We start from the raw sequence: 19,772 nt of genomic DNA, 5'->3' as shown, positions 1-19,772 counted from the left end.
GATAAATATTCACTTAGTATGAGATATTTAGATAATGAAACTTCCTCCGTTACGTGCCGTCCATTGTTTTGAATCTGTAGCAAGAAACCTCAGCTTTTCACTTGCCGCTGAAGAGCTCAATGTGACCCAAAGTGCCATCAGTCATCAGATTCGTTTATTGGAAGAGTATTTAGGCGAAGTGCTATTTATTAGACAAGGGAGAAAGCTGTCACTTTCTCAAATTGGTGAAAGCTATTTGGAAGAGATTAGCCCTGCCGTTGCGTCTATTGCGAAGGCCAGCCAGAGAATTAGAGAAGGGGAGCGTGGCACGATACGTTTGGCGCTATACAGTTCGTTAGCCGTAAAGTGGTTGATTCCAAGGTTGTCTGATTTTAAGCGCCTATATCCTGAAATCGAGCTGACACTAAACATGGTAGCGGAAGATCCCGAGTTATCAGATAACATAGGTGATTGCTTTATTACTGTAGAGAAACCTCGAAGGAATTTTGTTGCCGAGCCTTTATACAACGAGGTTCTTTACCCAGTTTGTAGCCATAAAATCTGGAAAGAGATAGATGGAAAAAACCTTCCTGAGGCGTTGTGGAACTATCCCATCTTGTCGACGGATTCTGTATTCAGAGAAAGAGGTAAAGACTGGCTAAAATGGTGTCAAGCAGGCGGTATAACCATGCCAAAAGACCTTGATATGCAGCACTTCAGCCATATGTTGTTGGCCGTAGAAGCGGCGAAGTATGACCAAGGAATCACCTTCGCTAATGGTTACATGATGACTGAGCGAGACTTACAAGATTTGGTCGTGATCCCTTCACATGGATTAGAAACGGGCGACAATTTTTATTTCGTTTACAAGAAGAGTCGTGCCCGACAGCCGGAAATCAAGAAACTGGCTAGTTGGCTACAACAGCAGTGTAGTTAGCGTTCTCCCTAGTTCAATTAGGAAGAACGCTTAGCGTATTTAACGCATTAGGCTGGCTCTTTCACTTGCTTAGTGGCAAGAAGTAGCTCATTGACTTTATTGATAGAGAAGGCTTTATCGACCGCTAAAGTAAACTCGCATAATCCTACTTTAATAATGAGCGAGTTTAGCTCAGGGAAGTGAGGGTGAGGTTCTAGCGATACGTTTTCAATCAAGCCTATTCGAATAAAGGTGTGACCGAATTTATAGTTGGCATCTTTAACATCGATAATGTGTTTACCTTGGTTAGCGATAATCAAATCAACGCCATCTGTCATAATCATTGAGCGTAACAGTTTGTATTGCACGAAATTATGGTAAAGATCCATGATGCTCGTGCGTTTTCTCTCTGTGAGCATCATTTCGCTTTGGTAAGCCAGTATGTGCAGCGGCTCTAATAGCTTTTCGGTGCCACAATAGAAACTGTAGGTCACTTTGTCCAACAAACTCGCGTCATTTAGTTCTGTAGAAATAGGGTAACTGGTTCTCGGAGAGACAATTTCACGCAATAGTTTTATCACATGGCTGGCAACGTCTTGAGATACGAGGTTGTATTTGATGATCATCTCGCCTTGAATCGATTGAAGGCCAATGTAGTTGTCGAGCAAATCACCGCCATGAGTGAGGAACAACACATCGGTGTACCACATTTTCTCGGCTTGAATCCGCTCACCATCAATCTTCAAATGCATGATGAAATCTTGTTGAATGATGACAACTTCGGGATAAAGCAACATGCCTGGCTTCATATTTCTACGTTCTTGATGCACAGGAATCTTAAAGCTGTATACCGCGTCTTCAAAGAAATGCTGCTGTTCTGAGAACTGGGGTGGAATGTCTTCTTGCGATTTTATTTCGATCAACCAGGGGCCAAACTGGTCATACTCTTTCTTTAGATCGTACATACCTACCTTCCTTGTTGTCTATTATTTGCTCAATATAACTCTATGTAAAATAATAGCAGGTTGTTGTGATCTTACTCGAAAGACCACCAATAAATGATGGTGGTCCGAATTGTGTTACGTTGTGGAGCAGAGGCTAAGCTGCTCCACTTTGTTTATCCCTCGTTTTTAAAACAACACTGCCGCGCCTAAGAAGAAATGATTGGATGAACCCCGATAGTCGGTCGGTTGATTCGTATTCCAATTTAACGTGTCGTTGAGTGTGACATCGTCTCTGTAACCCTCAACATAGATTTCTCCCCACGGAACAGGAGCCCAAGCTGCACCTAAATTAATCATCGCCACTTTAGTATTGGTCTTGTTAGCCAAGTCATCTTTATCTAACGCCCATTCATAACTGCCATAGAGACGGATATTTTCGGTGACATATAGGTTTGCACCAAGACCAACATTATCCGTGGTGCCTTTGAACGCTGGATTGGTTGCGCCATCTTCAGACATAAATCGTTCGTAGCGTCCGGAGACAGAGAGTAATCCCTCAGCAAAATGATGTTCAAAAGCAATGGCATACTGCTCAATGGTTGCATCCGTTGCGGTCAGGCTGGCACTTGGGTCCGGGATACCAAGTAAGTCGATAAACTCGCCATTAATATGATTGGCTTGGTTATATGCCGCCGCTAGGTAAGTACCGAAATCAAAAGTATAGGTTGCAGCGACACCAAAGCCATTATCTATGGTGATAGTAGGGCGCGTCTCAACAGGCGCATATACGGAGCCAAAGTTAAGGCCATTACCAAACGAGATTTGGTCCTCATTACGACTGGCTTGATATTGCAGTCCAACATAGTAATTCTCTGACTCTTTTGACCACACAACAGTATTCTTGGTTCGTCTGCTACCCAGCTCATCAGACTGCATCATATTTAAGCCACCAGCCCAATATGCGTAATAGCCCTTGTCTGTTTTCATGTAAGGGCTTTCTTGGCGGCCAATAGTTACTTGTCCGTAAATATCATGGCCGAAGCCAACATAGGTTTGGCGTTGCTGTAATGCAATGTCCGATGTATCTGATTGAGTACCAAAGTTAACGTCCCATTCCAGTTTTACGAGGGCTTTAAAGTGCCCATGGGTGTGAGAGATATCGAAGCCCAAATATGAGCCAGGATCTTCTACGTGGATAACATCGCTATTGTAGTTGTAGCCATTGGCGTTACCCATGGCGCTAGCTGAGTTGTAATCATAACGGCTAAGCTGCGCGGCTATCGCCCCGTAAATTGATAGTTCGGTACCTTCGTCGTTGTAAAGCTCTATTGCATTGGAAGAAAAAGTTGCCAAAAGTGCTAGGAAAATAGGGTTCAGTTTAGTCATGTTTCTTAAGCTTATAATTAGGTTGCAAAAGTCTTTGCCTACGTTTTAAACGCTAGCATGTCATAGTATTTAATTATCTTTTCTATATTTGTTATGTTTGAATTTGTTATGTTTTTGTTTAGGTTATTATGTCCCTCTGCATTAATTTGTTGGCTGACCGGAGTTTAATTAAATGGTGTGGAGTTATTCATGGTACAAATCACAACTTATAGTTTTATAATTTTTTATGTAATTAATTAGACTATGGTAATGACTCTTACTTATAGAATTAATGAATGGATTAGGGTTGAGGGGAGTAAAGAAATCTGTCGCTGATTTAGGTATGTTGAAATATCAAGGGTGAAATGTGGTTGGAATGTAAAAATGCCTCCAGAGAAGGAGGCATTAAGTAGGTCACATTTTAGTCACTATTTAGAAGAAAACAGCTGCGCCGAGGAAGAAGTGAGCGCCTTTTGATTCTGTGTCAGCTGGAGCAGCGCCAGTCTCATAGTTAATACTGTCGTTAAGCTGTACGTCATCGTAGTAACTTTCTAGATACACTTCACCCCAAGCGACTGGCGCCCAACCAAAGCCAATATTGTATATATTTGCTTCAGATTGCGTTTTACCTGTCAGGTTATTGTTTTCTTTAGCATATTCATAACTTCCGTAGATTCGCATTGATTCCGTAAAGTAGAAGTTAGCACCTAATCCGAAGTTGTCAGTTTTACTGTCGAAGATCGGGCTGCTACTACCATCTTTTGCTTCGAAATGCTCATATCGTCCAGAGACAGAAATTGCCCCATCCATAAAGTGATGCTCAGCAGCTAACGCATATTGCTTCACTTCGGCATTGTCTGCTGTACCGGTGGCGCTGCCTAAGATATCGATAAAATTCCCGCTGATATCATTTGCTTGGTTATAAGCAGCAGACACGTATGTTCCGAAGTCAAACGTATACGCTAAAGCACCACCGAACCCATCTTTTATTTTTATTTTTGAACGAGTTAAGCCATTCGCGTCGATCGAGCCACCTACGATAAAGGAACCAAAGTTTAACCCGTTACCGAATGCGATTTGCTCCACATCACGTCGCGCTTGATATTGCAATCCTACGTACAAATTATCGAAATCATTTTGCCAAACGACGGTATTCGGAGAGCGACGACTACCCAGCTCGTCAGACTGCATCATATTGAGACCGCCAGCCCAGTAAGAGTAGTAGCCTTTGTCCGTTTTCATATATGGACTTTCTTGGCGACCAATAGTCACGGTACCAAAGTCCTCGTGGCCGAAGCCAGCGTAAATTTGTCTTGCGGTAAGTGCCTCTAAACTATCTCCATATCCATTAACGTCTGTTTGAGTCCCGAAGTTAACATCAAACGCTATTTTGGCTATACCTTTAAACTTTCCTTGTGTATGACTGATATCAAATCCAACATATGACCCTGGATCTTCGATAAATGTAGAGTCACCGTTAAGGCCATAGGCATCATCTGACCCCATTGGTGTTGATTTATCATAATCATACTTACTCACTTGTGCAGCAATCGCACCATACATAGTAAGTTCAGTGCCTTCGTTATTATATAATTCGATAGCGCTAACTTGAGAGGCAGCAAATACACTTACAGCTAATGTAGAAAGTTTGAATAGACTTTTCATAGTTATTCCTTTTTATAATTTCCGTTTTTTGGATAAAACAATCCCCATTCAAAAATAAATCTATTTTTGAATACCACTATTAGGGGACATAGTTTGGAGCAGATTAATTAATCTTTGTTGATGGTTTCCTACTTTATTAATAAATACGTTATTTATATTTAGTGTAAGATATTTTTTTCAAACGTGTGTTTAACCTCGGTCACATTTATAGGACCGATGATTGCTCATGTATGAACTAGGCAAATAGAAGGAGGGTTGTACTTTTTATAAAACGAATGGTTGTTAATAAAATATTACTCTTAGTGGTATTTCGGTAATAAAGTTGAGGGATTTTTGAGTGTATTCATAACTCAGCAAGCGAAGTCAGCAGTCGTTTCATGCCTGATTGGTCCAAATATCCATCTGGCTTTTTGGTCGCGCGTAAATATTGATAAGCAGTGATGAGCTTACGATGCTCGAAAATGTCCTTTTCAGCCAGCCGAGTGCCGTTAACGGCATCGTAGGCCAGTTGGTAGGCTTCCATATCAACAACTTCGGCCTGGCGGTACAGGTATCCGCATCCTGTTGCTAACCATTCGAGTGAACAGTTGGCTTTCATGGCGATTTGGTTAGCTTTTGCTAAGCTTGGTTCACTACCTTTTAAGTATTTGCGAATGAGTGCTTCTGATAGTTCGACACGTCGAGCAAATCCGCTAACACTCTCTTGTCCAATCAATTCTTGTAGTCTGTCTGCAAAGCTCACAACTTCGTACTCTAGTTCGTTTTTTCGAAGTTTACCCGTTGAGAGCTAGGTAAAACAAGCATAGGATGTTGGCAGACTTAAATAAGGAGATAACCAATGGTTTCGAATGTTACAGCTGTTTCGAAAGTGACAATGGCGCCAAATGGACCAGAGTTTTCAGAACTGGTTCAGGGGTATTGGCGATTAGCCGATTGGGGAATGACACCGCAACAACGTCTGACCTTCCTTAAACAGCATATTGAACTCGGTGTTACTACTGTTGATCATGCTGATATCTACGGTAACTATGAGTGCGAACGTTTGTTTGGTGAGGCGTTAGCACTAGATAGCTCAGTCCGTGAACAGATTCAAATCGTCTCAAAATGCGACATCAAACTGTGCTCAGATAAATACCCGGATCGTAAGATCAACCATTACGATACCAGTGCAAAACATATTTATGAGTCAGTAGATAACTCGTTACAACGCTTGGGCGTAAACGAGTTAGATGTACTGTTAATTCACCGTCCAGACGTTTTAATGGATGCTGATGAAGTTGCTGATGCGTTTAATGAACTATACAAGATTGGTAAGGTCAAACACTTCGGCGTTTCAAACTTCTCGCCACGCCAGTTTGAATTGCTGCAATCGCGTTTGAGCAAGCCACTAGTGACTAACCAAGTAGAAATTAACCCGCTTAATTTTGAAGTGGCTCATGACGGTACGCTAGATCAATTGCAACAACTTCGTGTGTTGCCAATGGCATGGTCAACACTTGCTGGTGGAGAAATCTTCAACGGCAAATCGGAACAAGCGAAGCGAGTCCGAGCAGAACTTGAGGCAATTCGCAACGAAGTAGGGGCGGCCAGCATCGATCAGGTGATTTATGCGTGGGTTAAGCGTCTTCCTTCGAATCCTTTACCTATCATTGGTTCAGGCAAAATTGAACGAGTTAAAGCAGCCGTTGCTTCTCTAGAAATAGAACTTACTCGTGAACAATGGTTCAGAGTTTGGGTTGCAGCAAAAGGTCACGGTGTGCCATAGACACATTAAGTCGCCCTTATTAAATGACGAGGACCTTGCTGTGATTCATAGCAAGGTTTTTTTCTAACAATCGCTGACTTGGTGAGTAGTGCTTACTGTGATACATATTCTGACATAAACAGTGTTTATTATTAGCGAGAGTGATGTTATAACATAACAATTGTGTTTTAGTTATTGTTATCCTATGAAGTCTCCACGATACGTCTTGTTTGCTATCGCTGCTGTCTCATTTTCCCTCGCAGCGTACCTCTCACTTGAACAAGAACAGCCTCAACCTGAACCTGTAACTATTAAAATTACACCATACAAGTCTACGCTCGATAACCCTGAAATTAGCGCTTCAACCCCAACGACATCGCTGCAAGCAAAAAAGCCTAACCTTGCTAAAGTCCATTACATCGTTAAAGTTGGTGACTCGTTAAGCACCATTTTTAATGCCTGGGACTTGTCGTATAACACTCTGCAAAGTCTACTAGAGGCCGATTTAGACTCTCTGAAACTCGATACTATTAAGCCTGGCGACCACCTAGAAATGGTGATAGATCGAAACACTAACCAGCTCAAGCAATTAACCTATCATGAAAGCTTAGTGGAAAGGGCTGTATACAAACGCTTGGAAGATGGCAGCTACAGCTATGAATTTATTGAAGAACAGGGTGAGTGGAAGACACATCTCTTCTCTGGAGAAGTAATTGGCAGCTTTTCGAGCTCTGCCCATAAAGCAGGGTTAACGATCACACAGATCGCCAACATTACCCGAGTCCTAAGAGACAAAATAAACTTCGCCAAAGATTTTAGAGCGGGTGATACCTTTAACATTCTGGTCAATGAGCAATACCTGCGTAACCACTTAACAGGTAATACCGAAGTACAAGGTATCTCGATTACGATTAGAGGAAAAGAAGTCGCTGCGTTCTTGGCTGAAGATGGTCGTTTCTATGATCGTGAAGGTAACAGTTTAGAGCAAGCCTTTGACCGCTACCCCGTTGCGAAACCGTTCAGAAGAATTACCTCACCATTTAATCCACGACGCATCCATCCTGTTACTGGGCGTATTTCACCACATAACGGTACTGACTTTGCAGCGCCTGTCGGCACACCCGTTCATTCGACTGGTGATGGTAAGGTAATTGCCGTGCGCAACCACCCTTATGCGGGCAAGTATTTAGTTATTGAGCATAACAGTGTCTACAAAACACGATACTTACATTTGCAGCGTATTCTTGTTAAACGAGGTGACCATGTTAAGCGTGGTCAGACAGTGGCTTTATCTGGAGCAACTGGGCGCTTAACGGGGCCCCATTTACACTTTGAAGTGCTAGTACGAAATCGTGCAGTTGATCCAATTACAGCTAACTTGCCGATGGCAACGTCGATACCACCGAAGGATAAGCCTGCGTTTATTGCGCGAATTTCGGAATTTGACCAACTTGTTGGTAACGAAGGCGATATTCCGGCGGTTCAAGAAAAACGCCATGTTTAATCGGTTCGCATTGAGAGCTTTCAACTGGCAGGGAGTATTCTTTGTGGTTTTGTTGACGTTGGCGACCAACGTCAACGCACACCCACATTCGTGGATAGGTAACCAGTTAACGATCAATGGCAAAGGGACACTGGTGGATAGCATCAGCATGGAATGGGTGTTTGATCCTTTCACCAGCGCCTATGCGCTAGACGGCGATTTTTCAGTGTTTGATAGCGAAGAAAAAGCGCATAAAGAAGCGGTAAGGTTGATGTCGAATCTTTTGAATACACATTACTTTACCTATTTGTATGTTGATGGCGAACCGCTTAAGTTTCGTTTGCCAGAGGTCTACGCATTAACTAAGCGAGGACGACGTATGGTACTGACTTTTACATTGCCGTTATCTCGCGCTATCGATGTATCGACTCAGGAGCTGGATGTTCAGGTTTACGATAATACCTACTTCATCGATATTTCTTGGAAAGACCCGTCGACCGTTACGCTTAGTCCAGACGTAAGTGGCAAATGCAAGACTACCCTTGAAACCCCAAATCCGTCTCAAGAAATCCTTGATTACGCGAACTCATTAGGCATTGATGAACAAGGGGATGACGACCTTGGTGCTCATTTTAGTCAGAAAGTGAGCATACATTGTGAATAACTTGAACCGTTGGATTCAAGCTTTAACGCTGGCACTAATATTGGCCGTTTTTGTCGCCGTGATTATGGGTGTGATCGAGAACATTGACTCCCTTAGATGGGTGTTTGTTTCGATACAGCGATCGCTACTAGAACAGCTATCTGACTACTTGGATCTGGTTGACTCTGGCGACTGGCAGGCACTCATTGTTACTGCACTGTGTACTTTTGCTTATGGTTTTACTCATTCTTTGGGGCCGGGGCATGGCAAAAGTGCGGTGATGTTGCTCGCAACAAGCTCAACCTTAAGCCGATGGAAACTAGTTTGGTTAAGCCTACTTATCAATATGTTGCAAGCAGCAGTGACGATCTCCATTGTTTTGCTTGCCAACCAGTTCTTATCTATTGGGTATCGGGCTTCCATAGGCTGGGTTGCATCCATCAATCAGTTTGTTGGCGCTGGTATGGTGGTGCTTGGCGTCGTTTATTTGATTAAAGGTTGTATCAAACAAAAACGGCCACACGAACCTGAAGTCAGTACCGTGGCGACATGGAATTTCTCAAACGTTATATTATATGGATTGCGACCTTGCAGCAGCTCGGCATTGATAGGGCTTTTCAGTATGCTTTGGTTTGGCTGGCAGTTGTCGTTAGGTTTGATGCTGGCGAGCTTTTTCGGTAGCTTTCTATCATTAAGCTTAGTGGTCGTATTCGGTCAAAGCGCTTGGTTTAAACTGGAATCTTTACTTCATCGTCGACATAAAAACCAAGAGAAACAATGGATGTGGGGTTATGTCGCGGTTTTCGCTATTTCAAGCTTTTATATCATGGTCGGCTGGTTGTTTTGGGAGACAAGTGCAGTACAAATGTCTCCCATCTTGTGACTATTAACGTTCTATTTTAATTTGTGGTTGCTGACTATTGGCTGGCTGAGTCAGTGACCCAATTCTTGTTGCCGTAACACCACAACTTCTGCAGAAGTTCAGCATATCGTTTACGCCGCTCTTTTCTACTGCGAGAAGCAGGCCACCAGAAGTTTGTGGATCGCATAAGATGGCTTTGTCAAAGTCGCTTATTTCACCCAGCATATGTTTGACTGAGTCATAGTTTCTGTGAGTGCCTCCAGGTATGGTGCCTAACTCAATATATTCCTCAACGCCAGGTAGCAGAGGTATCGCAGGTAAATCGATATGGGCATCTAGATTGGAACCATTACAGACTTCAGTAAGGTGGCCAAGTAAGCCAAACCCCGTTACATCTGTGATAGCTTTTACTTGTGAAAACTCAGCAAGCTGCTGACCAATCACGTTGGACTCACACATCCATTTCACTGCTAGTCCTTTATGTTCTGGTTTAAGCTGCTTTTTCTTCTCAGCACTGGTTAATAAACCGATACCTAGAGGTTTGGTTAGAAAGAGGTCACAGTCTGCGGTGGCTTTTGAATTCTGTTTGATTTGATCTAACTTGCCAGTTCCGGTTACGGCCAAGCCAAATATCGGCTCTGGGGAGTCAATGGAATGGCCGCCCGCAAGCTCAATACCTGCTTTTTGGCAGACGCTGCGTGCTCCCTCTATAACTTTTCCTGCAATCTCTGGGGCCAATTTGTCGATAGGCCAGCCTAAAATCGCTAGCGCCATAATAGGTTTCCCACCCATCGCATAGATGTCGCTAATAGCGTTAGTGGCAGCAATACGGCCAAAATCAAACGGGTCGTCAACGATTGGCATGAAAAAGTCGGTGGTACTGATAACGCAGTGTCCATCGCCAATATGATAAACCGCGGCATCATCACGGCTAAGGTTGCCAACGATTAATTGATCACTGCTTGGCGTAGGTGTGTAGGAGGCAAGAATTTGGTTAAGGACTTTTGGTGACAGTTTACAGCCACAACCGGCACCATGACTGTATTGGGTAAGCGCGATATTTTCCATAGCAACAACTCCGTACGTAAGTGAATTAGGGAGAGAAGCATCAATGAGGCAATAACCAAGTGCAGACTTGGTTATTACAGCGCCCCATTTTAGCTATTGAGAGCGTTCAACAAGAGATTGTCGAAAATAGTTAGCTATAGCACTTCTCGTTCAGACCATATTTTTTGAGTTTTCGATAAAGAGTAGCAATTCCTATGCCTAGTTCTTCCGCAACTAATTTGCGGTTTCCTAGTCGGCCAATTGCTTCTTCAATTCTGACTCGTTCCATGTCTTCTAAGCTCATTCCTGAATCCTGAATAGGGCTAGGTTTGGGCTCGGGTTGATGTGCTTCAAAGTGAGGGGGGAGAAGGTCAACATCAATCTGTTCGCCTTCCGGTACGATATTAATCAGATACTCTACTAAATTACTCAATTCACGAACGTTGCCCGGCCAATGGTAACTGGTTAAACAGCTCATGGCTTCTTCAGACATACCTGGGTAATTGGTACCCAGTTTTTGGGTATGTATGTCCATAAAGTGATTAACCAACAGAGGTACGTCACCTTCGCGCTCACGCAATGCAGGTAGTTGCAAAGGAATAACGTTAAGTCGGTAGTAAAGGTCTTCACGGAACTTGTTAGTAGCAATCATCTCGGCGAAGTTTCGGTTGGTCGCAGAAATGATTCGAATGTCCACTGGAGTGGCTTTGTTAGAGCCAATTGGCATGACTTCGCGCGCTTCTAGTACACGAAGCAGTTTCGCTTGTAACTGCATCGACATATCGCCGATTTCGTCTAGGAAAAGTGTGCCATTGTTTGCGGCTTGGATTAAACCGACTCGGCCTTTACTGGACGCACCGGTAAAGGCGCCCTTGGTATAACCAAATAGTTCACTTTCCAGTAGCTGATCCGGGATCGCTGCACAGTTGATAGCAATAAACGGGTTTTGTGCTCGTCCGCTGAGCTTATGAACAGCGTTGGCGATGACTTCTTTACCTGTACCACTTTCACCATTAATAAGAACACTCGATGGGCTCTTAGAAATGCGCGACATGAGTCCTTTCAGCTTTTGCATTTTTGCACTTTCACCGATGACTTCGGCAAATACGGCGTTGGTCTCGTAAGGTAGGACAGGGTTATGTGGTTGGTAGAATGACATTAAGAATAGTTTATGAGTTCGACAATTATAAAATTGCCCCACTAATAATTCTTCTCGACGACCAATAGAAACAATATGTTGCTGTTGGTGATCATTACTACCACGACATTGTGATAGGGGTCTAATATTTATTTTCTTTTCTGGCAGTTCTTGAATAGTAATATTCAGGTTAGCTAGGGCAGGTTGATTGCCATATTTAACGTAGTTATTTTCATCAAGAACTAAAACTCCTTGGTCCATATTGTCTATTAAGTTAATAAAGACATCTTCAAGGCCTTTATTCGGTGTTTGGTTTTCTGTGACTTTTGCCACAACAAGTTGCGCGGTATGTTTAATGTAGTCGGAAAAAAGCTTCGCGTTGTCTTTAATAGTCTGTTGAGATTCTTCTGTAAAAGCGACAAGGCTCATTACGCCAATACAACGATCTTCAAGAAGAATAGGAACACCTAGGAAGGCAGTTTCTCGGCACGCATCCTTAGTTGTGCATTCGGCACAGAGCGGATCGGCTTGAGACTTGATGAGTGTTTTTTCTTCTTTTGTTTCAATAATGTATCTGAAAAGTCGTGAGCTGGCGTTGAGTTTTTTTCCAAAAAATTGGCTATAGGGGCCTGTTCCCGCGATACGGACCAAATCCGCGTCAACCACTTCAGCATCCACCTTTAGAACGGTAGATAGCATCTGGGTGAATCGGATGATGGTTGGCTGTATAGCCATGAGTTCGGAAGCGTTCTTAGTTTCAGGCATAATGTTTTAATCGTTATTAAGAGAATGACATTCTATTTTTAATTACTCCTTATGAGTTTGATTTAGGTCAGAGACAAATGTACACGCCTGTCAATTTTCAGAGCTTTGGTATCTGGGTCACATATTTATCAATACGCACTTTTGAATAAATAAGCATTATTCCCATTTGATGTCAGAAAAAGAGAATTTTCCGAAATGAGTCTATCAGCCTGCGAGGCTATCAAATTGATAGTCTCACAATGATAATCTGCAATTTTCAGGTTTATAAATAAATTAACTTAGATTCGAGTATTTTATAGCTAAGATATATATCGCCTTTATATCATCCGATAAATAAAATCTCCATCACAGTTTTTTAGGTAGTTCATTTTTAACAAGAATATTTATGCTGACGACTGACTTTATGAAATTAATGGCTTGATAAATGCTTTGATCTAGCTTTCCGGCACGCCTGCTTTACTGCTCTATTTCGTGGGCGTGCCGCGAATCGTGATGCACACCTCATTCAACCAAGAGGGAGTTATTATGAATGAAGCTGGCTTAGGCAGCAGAATGCCTCGAGTAGATGGACGAGCCAAAGTAGAAGGTACGGCAGTTTACGGCGACGATGTTCACATATCGGGTTCTCTTCACGGAGTTTGCCGTTACACAGATATACCTGCGGGTAGAATTCTTTCTTTAGATACCTCGGACGCAATGAAAGTCCCTGGAGTCGAACGAATCATTACTTATGACGATATTCCGGGAGACCCCAAAGTTGGGGTGATCATTCGAGACTTTTACCCTATATGTCAGGAATGGGTACGTTTTAGTGGTGATGTTATTGCACTCGTTATTGCAGACAGTTATGAGACTGCTTGTGAAGCAAGTGAAAAGATCCGAGTCGAATATGAACCATTTCAGCCCGTTACTGATCCAGAGTCAGCGTTAGAAAGTGATGCAAGACTGATTCATCCGGATAAAGATTCTAATGTCGTTAACACTCACCACACCGTTAAAGGTGATGCAGATAAGGCAATTGCGAAGGCCGATGTGGTTATCGAACACACCTATCAAACGCACTATCAAGAACATGGCTATATTGAGCCAGAATCAATAACCACTTATCTCGACCCCAATAATAACGAGTTGACTATCGTTGGTTCAATTCAAAACCCTCATAGAGTAAGAAGCTTTGTCGCCGGTTTCCTTGGTATTCCGCAAGCAACAATCAACGTGAAGCGTTCTGTGCTTGGTGGTTCGTTTGGTGGTAAAGATGACACCATTGATCATCTTGCTTGTCGTGCGGCGCTATCTACTTACCTTACTAAACGCGCAGTCAAGTTCTCCTATAACAGAGAGCAGTCACTTATCGAAAGTACCAAGCGTCATCCATACACTATGCGCTACAAAGTAGGCGTATCGCGTGAGGGTAAAATTGAAGGAATTAAAATCAACATTATCGCGGATGCTGGTGCTTACGCGACTTGTACGCCGTTTGTAACTTGGCGATCTTCAGTTCAAGCCGCGGGTCCGTACGATATTGACCATGTTCGAGTAGACGTGACAGGGGTTTACACCAACAACAGCGTATCGGGCGCAATGCGTGGTTTTGGTTCTCCTCAGATTATCTTCGCTCACGAATCCTTGATGGATGAGATAGCACTAACATGCGATATCGACCCAATTACGGTGCGTGAACGCAATGTTCTGAAACAAGGCTCTTTGAGCATGACAGGACAATGTTTTGATCAGCATACGGTTTCAGCATCAGAAGTATTGAAAACCGCAGCGGAAAAATCTCAGTTCTATGAGCGTATGGCGGAAATGAACGCCAAGAACAACGTCAATTCGCCCATCAAATATGGTATTGGTTTAGCACTTAGTTATCGGGGCTGCTCTTTAGGAGCGGAAGGTGCGGATAACTCCACCGCGTTATTATCGTTAAATGCAGACAGCAGTCTAAATATCTCAACCGGTGTGTGCGAGAACGGACAAGGCCTGCAAACTACCATGGCAATGATAGCGGGCGAAGTGTTAGGTGTGCCTTTGGATATGGTACGTTTCTCAGAGTCGCCAACCAGCCTAATCGCTGACGGCGGACCTACCGTTGCATCTCGCGCCACAATGACGGGCGGTAATGCGGTGAAACTCGGCGCAGAAACCATCCGAGCTCGTTTGTTTGATACCATAAAATCCGACCTCAAAGTCACGCGAATTGAAGATACCACATGGCGCAACGGTCAGATTAAATCGAACTTACAGTCTGATATTCAAGTGCCACTGCAAGAGGCGATTTCACGTTGTCGTCAGCAAGGGATTAACCTTGCGGCCTACGGTTGGTTCGATCCACCTCCGATTCATTGGGATGAGGAGAAAGGTACTGGCTCGCCATATTTTACTTGGGTTTACGGCTGCCAAGTTGCAGAAGTAAAAGTAGATACCTCGACAGGTAAAGTAGATGTACTTGGGGTAACCGCAGTACACGATGTAGGTAAAGTCATTAACCCTGTCGGTTTTGAAGGTCAAGTAGCGGGTGGTATCGCTCAAGGTATCGGATTCGGTATTTTAGAAGACTACAATATCGAACAGAGCGAAGTGAAATCCGATAACTTCGATACCTACTTAATGCCCACTATTAAAGATATTCCCAACCTCAATATCCACGCGATAGAAAATCCTGACCCAGCAGGCCCTTACGGCGCGAAAAGTATTGGTGAACCTGCCGCAGAGCTCGCCGCTGCTGCCATCGTTAATGCTGTTGCGTTTGCCACCAAAAAACGTCACAGAACGTTACCACTGACACTGGAGCAAGTGTATTTAGGCTACAACCTTAAAAAACCAGTGCGTCAAAGTGAACTCTTATGCAGCGGCGACAACCATCATCAAGTGAACCGCTTGTGCGATCTCAATGTGACTCGACCTGAAACCTTGGGTGAGGCGTTGTCGTTAATGCAGCAAGGTTCAATGACTATCTTAGCGGGTGGTACCGATGTGCTTGTTCAGCATCGTTTGCAAGAAACCGCAGCACCACTACTCGATATCACGGGCCTCAAAGAGCTAAAAACTATCACTCACGAAGGTAACAGCATAGTGATTGGTGGTGGTGCATGCATCACTGATGTCGTGGAGCACGAAGAAGTACGTCACCACTTCCCATTATTAGCAACTGCATGCAAAACCATAGGTTCAACACAAATCAGAAACCGTGCAACATTAGGCGGCAACATCGCCAATGCAGCACCATGTGCCGACTCAATTCCTCCGTTGATCGCTTACAAGGCAGAAATTGAGCTAGCGTCTGAAAAACAAGTGAGACGCTTACCTATAGCTGAGCTTCTTAAAGGCGGTTATCGCACGGACATTCAACCAGATGAGCTACTGACTAAGATCATTCTTACGATTCCAGATAAACCATTTGAGCTAACCGAGTACGTTCAACTAGGACGTCGTAATGCACTGAACATCACGCGTTTGAGCTTGAGCTGTTTGATGAATGTCGAACAGGGCATAGTCAAAGAGTGTCGTCTTGTTGATGGCGCGCTATTTAGCTATCCACGACGCTTGTATCAAGTAGAAGAAGTGTTGTGTGAAACCACGTTAGACGAGCAGGTTATTGGCCGTGCTATCAGCGTGCTATCAGACATTATCGAAACAGAAATTGGTGGACGTTGGTCAGCTGCATACAAACAGCCTGTTTATCTGAACATGTTCCGAGAGCTTATGTCGGAAATCCAAACCAAACTGTCAGATGACCAGTCGTTAGCATAGGAGTGCATTTCAATGGTTAAAGAAACAAAACAAATATCGCTAACGGTGAATGGCGGTGTGTATAACCTCGAAGTCACGGGTAATACACGGCTACTCGACATGTTAAGAGAGCAATTGTCACTTACTGGCACGAAAGAAGGGTGTGCGGTAGGTGAGTGCGGTGCATGCACCGTGATTAAAGATGGCAAGCCGGTTTGTTCTTGTCTGGCACTGGCTATTCAGTGCGAAGGCAGTGAAATCGTCACCATTGAAGGGTTAAGAAAGGATCCACTGGGAGTGGTTCTTATGGATGAGTTTTTGACCACCGGAGGAACACAGTGTGGTTTCTGCACGCCAGGCATGATCATCAGTGCTTGGGCGTTGCTTAAACGCTATCCAAACCCGACTGAAGAAGAAATTCGTGATGCTCTGGAAGGCAACCTGTGCCGATGCACTGGTTATCAGCCGATTGTAGAAGCAATTAGGCGCGCCACAGAGTTTTGCAACATTCCTCAATCTCAAGTAGAGCACAGCCTATAAAAGGAAGCAGTATGGAACTCCTCTATGAACTAGACGAAAAACCCCCGTATGGCGTTACCTTATTTCTCGCAGTACAGCACATGTTGGCATCAATAGGAGGTATTGTCGCAGTGCCGCTTATAGCGGGAAGCGCGATTGGCTTGCCGCCTCAAGACATTGTCACGCTAATCAGCGCGTCATTGCTTGTGTCGGGTTTGGTCACTATTGTGCAATGTATTGGTTTTAAGCAGATCGGAATCCGGCTACCTGTCGTTATGGGTTCGAGTTTTGCCTTTATTGGCAGCATTATCGCCATTGGCAAAACCGAAGGGTTGGATGCAGTGCTTGGAGCCGCATTTGTAGGGTCATTTCTGGTGGTAGGTTCAAGCTTTTATATGAGCCATATTCGCAAGCTATTTCCTACCATTGTTAGTGGTGTGGTTGTAACCTTGATTGGTTTGACCATTTTACCTGTAGCAATGAACTGGATTGGTGATGCGCCTCAAGGTCATCCAGAGTTCGCGACGTTGCCGAAAATATTCTTGGCAGCCGCATCGTTAGCCGTGGTGATAGGCGTATCAGTGTTCTGTAAAGGCGTTGTCGCTGCATCGAGTATCATCATTGGATTAGCCGCAGGTTATATGATGGCTATTCCACTGGGTATGGTCGATGTTACTCAAATTGGCGAAGCGAATTGGGTGGCAGCTCCTATGCCTCTGCACTTTGGGATGAGTTTTTCCATCCCAGCTATTATTACCATGAGTTTGGTCTATTTGGTGGTAGTTGCAGAAGCAACAGGAGACTTTATGGCACTGGCGAGCAACTGTCGTGTTGAGCTGAAAGGGAATGACTTGAAAAAAGGACTGTTGGCCGATGGTTTAGGCAGTACCTTTGGCTCGTTCTTCTCAGCCATGCCAGTGGCAAGTTTCAGTCAGAACGTTGGTATCGTTGGTATTAGTGGAGTCGCTAGCCGCTTTGTTGTCGCAGTGACAGGCTGTTTGTTGGTACTTGGTGGTCTGTTCCCTAAATTTGCAGCATTAGCGGTGACGGTGCCAAAACCTGTGCTCGGTGGGGTTGGTTTCGTTATGTTCGGTATGATTGCTTACGCGGGTATTCGAATGCTAATGAAAGCCACTGATTCTCGACGCAATGCGATCGTGGTTTGTGTGGCGTTAGCATCAGGTTTAGCGGTTACCTACGAGCCTAATCTGCTGCGTCATTTCCCAGAGAGTTTGAAACTTGTTTTCCACTCTGGCATCACCACAGGCACCTTAGCTGCCGTTACGCTAAACCTTATCCTTCCTAAGTCAAAAGCCAGCAAAGAATAACCCTTCTAAGACACTCTTCTCGCCCTGAGAAGAGTGTCTATCACCCAATATCAATATGATACTCACCCTTTTACTATCGCTATCAATTTGGTTTCGGTGCTCTAATCAGACTGATAGTTGAGACTGTCATCGTTTTCATCCCTTCCATTGTCAAACGACGAACCCTTATAAGACGGGGCTTTCAAAGAAATTTCATTCTTTTTTATTTGATACGAATTATTGGCACAGAACTTGGAATATAAGAACCAGTGACAGAAATCTGAAGGCCAGACGATCGGCCAGTTAGGAGTAAATACAAATACAAACAAGAGGGCAAATACGCTTTGTTAGCCTGTTAAATATAAATAGCATGCGAATATTATCTTGAGTTGTATTTTTTATAGTTAATCTAGATGGATAATGGGATAGCAAATGAAAAATATGAATGAACTGATTAAAGAAATTTCTCAACTAGAATCAAAACTTCACGATAAAGACTTTCTATTAACGTGGGAGCAAAGCCCAGAAGAATTAGAAAGAGTATTAAAAACTGCACAAGTACTAAAAACCATGCGTGGTGAAAATATCGCCACTAATGTATTTAAAAACGGCCTAGGCATTTCCTTATTTAGAGACAACTCGACTCGTACTCGCTTTTCTTATGCTTCCGCTATCAACATGTTAGGCCTAGCGCAACAAGATCTTGATGAGGGTAAATCTCAAATCGCTCACGGTGAGACAGTTCGTGAAACTGCGAACATGATTTCTTTCTGTGCTGATGCGATTGGTATTCGTGATGACATGTACTTAGGCGCTGGTAATGCTTACATGCGTGAAGTAGGTGAAGCGTTAGATGATGGTGTTAAAGAAGGCGTACTTCCTCATCGTCCAGCATTGGTTAACCTACAGTGTGATATCGACCACCCAACACAGTCTATGGCTGACCTAGCATGGTTGGAAGAGCACTTCGGTGGCTTAGACCAACTTAAAGGCAAGAAGATAGCGATGACTTGGGCGTACTCGCCAAGTTACGGTAAGCCTCTATCTGTGCCACAAGGCATCATCGGTCTTATGAGCCGTTTCGGTATGGATGTCGTGCTAGCGCACCCTGAAGGCTATGACCTAATTCCTGAAGTGGTTGAAGAAGCGAAGAAAAACGCACAAGAGTCTGGCGGTAGCTTCACTCAAGTAACTTCTATGGAAGAAGCATTCAAAGATGCAGACATCGTTTATCCAAAATCTTGGGCACCTTACAAAGTTATGGGCGAGCGTACTGATCTGCTACGCGCTAATGACCATGATGGACTAAAAGAGCTAGAGAAAGCGTGCTTGGCACAAAACGCACAGCACAAAGACTGGCACTGTACTGAAGAGATGATGAAGCTAACTAAAGGCGGTGAAGCGTTGTACATGCACTGTCTACCTGCAGATATTACAGGCGTGTCTTGTGAAGAAGGTGAAGTAGAAGAGTCTGTATTCGAGAAGTACCGCATTGCAACTTATAAAGAAGCAAGTTGGAAGCCGTATATTATCGCGGCAATGATTCTGAACAGAAAATATCAAGATGTCGCAGGCGTTCTTGATGAGCTACTAAACGAATCAGAAAAAAGAGTTAAATAAAGTACTCCCGTAATATTACACCTCGCCTTTATTCCTACGAAGGCGA

Annotated in this window: 15 protein-coding genes; 9 read left to right on the top strand and 6 right to left on the bottom strand. The window is 43.7% G+C overall.

The window, feature by feature from the left end:
* Positions 1 to 34: 34 nt before the first annotated feature.
* Positions 35 to 916, top strand: a complete 882-nt coding sequence (locus OH456_RS06215) for a LysR substrate-binding domain-containing protein (protein ID WP_124941975.1) — start codon at positions 35 to 37, stop codon at positions 914 to 916.
* Positions 917 to 963: 47 nt separating this feature from the next.
* Here the strand turns inward: OH456_RS06215 and OH456_RS06210 are convergent, their stop codons facing one another.
* The 4 genes from OH456_RS06210 to OH456_RS06195 all read right to left on the bottom strand — a co-directional run bounded on the left by OH456_RS06210 (position 964) and on the right by OH456_RS06195 (position 5,611).
* Entirely contained in the window at positions 964 to 1,860 is an 897-nt protein-coding gene (locus OH456_RS06210) for a hypothetical protein (protein WP_124941976.1), read from the bottom strand.
* Positions 1,861 to 2,025: 165 nt separating this feature from the next.
* A complete protein-coding gene (locus OH456_RS06205; RefSeq protein ID WP_270033052.1) occupies positions 2,026 to 3,225 on the bottom strand; it encodes a porin in 1,200 nt (399 codons plus the stop codon).
* 411 nt (positions 3,226 to 3,636) lie between these two features.
* Positions 3,637 to 4,869 (bottom strand): porin, encoded by a 1,233-nt coding sequence (locus tag OH456_RS06200; RefSeq protein WP_124941978.1) that lies wholly within the window; start codon positions 4,867 to 4,869, stop codon positions 3,637 to 3,639.
* Between the two features lie 343 nt (positions 4,870 to 5,212).
* Entirely contained in the window at positions 5,213 to 5,611 is a 399-nt protein-coding gene (locus tag OH456_RS06195; RefSeq protein ID WP_088878304.1) for a DNA-binding protein, read from the bottom strand.
* 96 nt (positions 5,612 to 5,707) lie between these two features.
* Here OH456_RS06195 and OH456_RS06190 point away from each other — a divergent pair, with 96 nt between their 5' ends.
* From OH456_RS06190 to OH456_RS06175, 4 genes are all read left to right on the top strand, one after another.
* Positions 5,708 to 6,634: an aldo/keto reductase gene (locus OH456_RS06190; RefSeq protein ID WP_124941979.1), complete on the top strand. Its 927-nt coding sequence runs from the start codon at positions 5,708 to 5,710 to the stop codon at positions 6,632 to 6,634.
* 184 nt (positions 6,635 to 6,818) lie between these two features.
* Entirely contained in the window at positions 6,819 to 8,117 is a 1,299-nt protein-coding gene (locus OH456_RS06185) for a peptidoglycan DD-metalloendopeptidase family protein (RefSeq protein WP_270033051.1), read from the top strand.
* Positions 8,110 to 8,760 carry a DUF1007 family protein gene (locus OH456_RS06180; RefSeq protein WP_006073561.1) on the top strand — a complete coding sequence of 217 codons (651 nt, stop codon included), beginning with the start codon at positions 8,110 to 8,112 and terminating at the stop codon, positions 8,758 to 8,760. The genes OH456_RS06185 and OH456_RS06180 overlap by 8 nt, the downstream gene beginning before the upstream one ends.
* The gene (locus OH456_RS06175; protein WP_270033050.1) at positions 8,753 to 9,622 is read left to right on the top strand and encodes a hypothetical protein; all 870 of its coding nucleotides are present in this window, start codon (positions 8,753 to 8,755) and stop codon (positions 9,620 to 9,622) included. Before OH456_RS06180 ends, OH456_RS06175 begins: the two co-directional genes overlap by 8 nt.
* Before the next feature lie 3 nt (positions 9,623 to 9,625).
* On the opposite strand, the gene selD is transcribed toward OH456_RS06175, so the two are convergent.
* Complete coding sequence (selD, locus tag OH456_RS06170; RefSeq protein WP_006073557.1) at positions 9,626 to 10,669, bottom strand: selenide, water dikinase SelD; 1,044 nt, start codon at positions 10,667 to 10,669, stop codon at positions 9,626 to 9,628.
* Positions 10,670 to 10,799: 130 nt separating this feature from the next.
* Positions 10,800 to 12,551: a sigma 54-interacting transcriptional regulator gene (locus OH456_RS06165; protein ID WP_006073555.1), complete on the bottom strand. Its 1,752-nt coding sequence runs from the start codon at positions 12,549 to 12,551 to the stop codon at positions 10,800 to 10,802.
* A gap of 525 nt (positions 12,552 to 13,076) precedes the next feature.
* Between OH456_RS06165 and OH456_RS06160 the strand changes: the two genes are divergently transcribed.
* The 4 genes from OH456_RS06160 to ygeW all read left to right on the top strand — a co-directional run bounded on the left by OH456_RS06160 (position 13,077) and on the right by ygeW (position 19,726).
* Positions 13,077 to 16,301, top strand: coding sequence for a molybdopterin cofactor-binding domain-containing protein (locus tag OH456_RS06160; protein WP_240205249.1), 3,225 nt, complete (start codon positions 13,077 to 13,079; stop codon positions 16,299 to 16,301).
* A 12-nt stretch (positions 16,302 to 16,313) separates the two neighbouring features.
* Positions 16,314 to 16,820, top strand: coding sequence for a (2Fe-2S)-binding protein (locus tag OH456_RS06155; protein WP_006073551.1), 507 nt, complete (start codon positions 16,314 to 16,316; stop codon positions 16,818 to 16,820).
* Between the two features lie 11 nt (positions 16,821 to 16,831).
* Entirely contained in the window at positions 16,832 to 18,127 is a 1,296-nt protein-coding gene (locus OH456_RS06150) for a nucleobase:cation symporter-2 family protein (RefSeq protein WP_006073549.1), read from the top strand.
* 411 nt (positions 18,128 to 18,538) lie between these two features.
* Positions 18,539 to 19,726, top strand: coding sequence for a knotted carbamoyltransferase YgeW (ygeW, locus tag OH456_RS06145; protein WP_006073548.1), 1,188 nt, complete (start codon positions 18,539 to 18,541; stop codon positions 19,724 to 19,726).
* The last annotated feature ends 46 nt before the right edge of the window (positions 19,727 to 19,772 follow it).

Origin of the sequence: Vibrio sp. La 4.2.2 (genome assembly GCF_027586995.1) — a bacterium.
Lineage (GTDB): Bacteria > Pseudomonadota > Gammaproteobacteria > Enterobacterales > Vibrionaceae > Vibrio > Vibrio mediterranei.
Note: the sequence above shows the minus strand (reverse complement) of the source record. Positions and strands in the feature narration are given on the sequence as shown.

Bases quoted from the DNA above. Each gene is read 5' to 3' on its own strand.
- OH456_RS06150 (WP_006073549.1), top strand. From the start codon at position 16,832: ATGGAACTCCTCTATGAACTAGACGAAAAACCCCCGTATGGCGTTACC.
- OH456_RS06185 (WP_270033051.1), top strand. From the start codon at position 6,819: ATGAAGTCTCCACGATACGTCTTGTTTGCTATCGCTGCTGTCTCATTT.
- OH456_RS06180 (WP_006073561.1), top strand. From the start codon at position 8,110: ATGTTTAATCGGTTCGCATTGAGAGCTTTCAACTGGCAGGGAGTATTC.
- OH456_RS06190 (WP_124941979.1), top strand. From the start codon at position 5,708: ATGGTTTCGAATGTTACAGCTGTTTCGAAAGTGACAATGGCGCCAAAT.
- OH456_RS06165 (WP_006073555.1), bottom strand. From the start codon at position 12,551: ATGCCTGAAACTAAGAACGCTTCCGAACTCATGGCTATACAGCCAACC.
- OH456_RS06200 (WP_124941978.1), bottom strand. From the start codon at position 4,869: ATGAAAAGTCTATTCAAACTTTCTACATTAGCTGTAAGTGTATTTGCT.
- OH456_RS06210 (WP_124941976.1), bottom strand. From the start codon at position 1,860: ATGTACGATCTAAAGAAAGAGTATGACCAGTTTGGCCCCTGGTTGATC.
- OH456_RS06205 (WP_270033052.1), bottom strand. From the start codon at position 3,225: ATGACTAAACTGAACCCTATTTTCCTAGCACTTTTGGCAACTTTTTCT.
- OH456_RS06155 (WP_006073551.1), top strand. From the start codon at position 16,314: ATGGTTAAAGAAACAAAACAAATATCGCTAACGGTGAATGGCGGTGTG.
- selD (WP_006073557.1), bottom strand. From the start codon at position 10,669: ATGGAAAATATCGCGCTTACCCAATACAGTCATGGTGCCGGTTGTGGC.
- OH456_RS06160 (WP_240205249.1), top strand. From the start codon at position 13,077: ATGAATGAAGCTGGCTTAGGCAGCAGAATGCCTCGAGTAGATGGACGA.
- ygeW (WP_006073548.1), top strand. From the start codon at position 18,539: ATGAAAAATATGAATGAACTGATTAAAGAAATTTCTCAACTAGAATCA.
- OH456_RS06215 (WP_124941975.1), top strand. From the start codon at position 35: ATGAAACTTCCTCCGTTACGTGCCGTCCATTGTTTTGAATCTGTAGCA.